Raw genomic sequence first — 3121 nt, forward strand, 5'->3', positions numbered from 1 at the left:
CCAGAAATCATGTTGTTACCGAATAGCAAGGAACCTGCTACTGGTTCGCGGATGCCGTCAATATCGACTGGAGGTGCGGCGATGAAGGCGATTACGAAGCAAATGGTTGCTGCTAATAGGCATGGGATCATGATTACGCCGAACCAACCGATGTATAGACGGTTGTTGGTGCTTGTAATCCAGTTACAAAACTGATCCCAGATAGATGCGCTTTCGCGTCTCTGTACTGCTACTGTCATTTTTGTGTTTAGGTTAAGAATTTATTAGTGCAAACTTGCGTTCACATTAACAAATATATCAAATTGTTAAGAATTGTCAATAATCCTTTTTGTAGAGATGGGATAACCGATCCATAACATCAGCGTCATTAACATTGACAAAACATTGACAAGTATAACTAATATACAAAACTCAAGAGGGGAAGGGCTGCTGCACAGCTCTTCCCCTCTTGAGTTTTGTATGGCTACAATCGCTTGACTTAGGACAAATCAAACCCCAAGAATTGATTGGCGGCGCTTCGCGCCGCCAATCAATTCTTGGGGTTTATGTCCTATTAGACTTGATGACAGCCATATATTGGCTTTTGATTTTGTCCTGACGCAATTAGCGACAGCGATAAGTAATACCAATTCACGAAAGTGTGACAACACTTTTGTGAATTAAACACCAAACCCAGTAAGGTTTTGAGATTCCCAAAATGGCGTTGCTATTTTGGGAATTGGTATAACTAGGAGCCATCTTAGTTAAGTGGCTGGGCATAATTAAAATCCAGAATCAAAAGCTGTAGTGTACGCTGCGCGTACACTACAGCTTTTGGGGTTTTATATTTGATTGTATCCAGCTACTTACTCGTTACTTATTCGTAAATCCAAGCAGTTAGGCTAGGTTTCCAATCCACTAACTCTTCGGGCTTAAACCACAGCGCAATCTCAGTTTGGGCAGTCTCGATCGCATCAGAACCGTGAATGATATTGCGTCCAATATTTACACCGAAATCACCACGAACTGTTCCTGGCTCAGCGGTTAGAGGATTGGTCGCTCCAATAATTTTACGTGCTGAAGCAACTACACCATCCCCTTCCCATACCATTGCCACAACTGGTCCTGAGGTAATAAAGTCAACCAGCCCTGCAAAAAATGGTCTTTCTTTATGTACTGCATAGTGGCTTTCGGCTAATTCGCGGGTGGGTTGCAACAATTTCAGTCCGACGAGCTTGAAGCCTTTAGTCTCATAACGACGAATAATTTCTCCGACTAGGTGACGTTGCACGCCATCGGGCTTAACTGCCAAAAAAGTACGTTCCATGATCTCTGTAAAAGTATTCCTAAGAGTATTAAGCAATTGTAAAGAAGTTTACAGAAAGCATTATTTCATTTTAAGGAACGCAAATAAAATAAAGTTATGGCAATCACCCTATGTAGCTGGGCATAATTAAAACCCAAAATCAAAGCCTGTAGCGTACGCTGCGCTTGCGCTACAGGCTTTGAGGTTTTATATTTAATCGCGCCTAGCTACTTATACCCATTCACTAAAGTGAGCCAACACTTCAGTGAATTAAAAAACAAACCCCGTAAGGTTTTGAGATTCCCAAAATGGCGTTGCCATTTTGGGAATTGGTATTAGATGCGATCAAGGACATTTTTTTGAAACCATCGCTTGATCTGAGGTTGCATTTTGAGTTCCAACAGATAAGCAATACCAAGAGTTAGCGCCAGCCAGATCAGTAGGCGAATTATAAAACTGCTGGGGGAGCCACTCACAGCGGGAAATCTATGCATAAAATTCAGCATCGGCATATGTAAGACGTAAATACCGTAGGAGATACTGCCAAAAAACGTCAGCTTGGAAAATATATCGGGACTCATTCTCCAGCCCCAAAGCCCAAAGCCCAAGAACATGTGCACGGCGGCAATTACCCACCCCTCAGCGTTAAAAAGCTGTTTGGTTACGAAAAGATAGCTGGTTTGAAATAGGGGCAAAGCGATCGCGATCGCACCAAGCAGACGTAAATAAGGGATTTGGCGTTTGGTGAGGGCGGCAAACAGCAAAACGCATAGAGGAAAGTAAACAAAGTCGGTAATACTAATTTCTGGCAGGGCAATTCCTGTAAACCCAAGGTTAGCGAGTAAGGTTTTACCAATGGTTAGCTTGTCTGTAGCGATAAAGAGCAGGATATAGGAGACAACTGGCAATTTCGCCAAAGATCCAGAACTTGGCTTTTTCCAAGCCAGCCATAATCCAAATAACCAAAATATCCAGCCTGCGGCATAACCCGAAATAATGGATGGGAACCAAGGAATCCAAGGAGAGACGATCGCCACCACTAGAGAGCCAAGCATTAACGGCATAACTTGGGGACGAAAATACCAAATAGCGAGAAAGACTATGTAGTAAACGATTTCATAATGTAAAGTCCACAGCACTCCATTGCCAGATAACAATGCCGATACGCCACCTTGCAAGAAAAACAAATTGCCCACGATCGTTTTCCATGAGTCCGTGGGAGAAGACAGTACGCCTAAAATAATCGCAATTATATAGATAGGATATAGGCGAATAAATCTTCTTAATAAATACCGAATGGCATTGGATTTGGTAAAGGGTAGTTGATTGGTGAGTCCAATTACATACCCAGATAAGGCAAAGAAGATTAAAATCCCACCATGAGCTGCATTAAAAAGGGAGCCAAAGGAAAAGGTGGGATGGTAAGCAGGATCGAGCTTAAATTCGTAGAAAAATATATGCGAGTAGGCAACCCAGAGCGCTGCCAGTCCTCGTAAGCCTTCTAAGGCGTAGTCATAAATTTTGCGACCTTCAATCTGGGTATCAACTATTGGAACAAAGCGATCGCGCAAATCAGCATCATCGGAAATTTGATTTTGCATGAGCCTCAATAATCACTAAGGATTTATTAAATTTATAGCTGTCGCTAAGTGTAGACATAAACCGCAAGAGTTGGTTGGCGGCGCAAAGCGCCGCCAACCAACTCTTGCGGTTTGATTTGTCCTAAATCAAGTGAATGTAGCTCTAACGTCAGTTCGGATTAAAGTTCGGGTTAAGCTGGCAAATATTAAAAGCCCCAAAGTAAAAGCCTTGCTACGCAAGGCTTTTACTTTGGGG

At 42.6% G+C, this 3121-nt stretch carries 2 protein-coding genes and 1 pseudogene; all 3 read right to left on the minus strand.

Features of this window, described 5'->3' with window-relative positions:
* A pseudogene (locus AC805_RS24680) lies at positions 1 to 239 on the minus strand (photosystem II q(b) protein); the annotation flags it as partial.
* A 617-nt stretch (positions 240 to 856) separates the two neighbouring features.
* Complete coding sequence (gene ndk / locus AC805_RS11665; RefSeq protein WP_055075600.1) at positions 857 to 1306, minus strand: nucleoside-diphosphate kinase; 450 nt, start codon at positions 1304 to 1306, stop codon at positions 857 to 859.
* A gap of 314 nt (positions 1307 to 1620) precedes the next feature.
* Positions 1621 to 2886 (minus strand): acyltransferase, encoded by a 1266-nt coding sequence (locus AC805_RS11670; RefSeq protein ID WP_055075601.1) that lies wholly within the window; start codon positions 2884 to 2886, stop codon positions 1621 to 1623.
* Positions 2887 to 3121 lie beyond the last annotated feature (235 nt).

Origin of the sequence: Pseudanabaena sp. 'Roaring Creek' (assembly GCF_001402795.1) — a bacterium.
Taxonomy (GTDB): domain Bacteria; phylum Cyanobacteriota; class Cyanobacteriia; order Pseudanabaenales; family Pseudanabaenaceae; genus Pseudanabaena.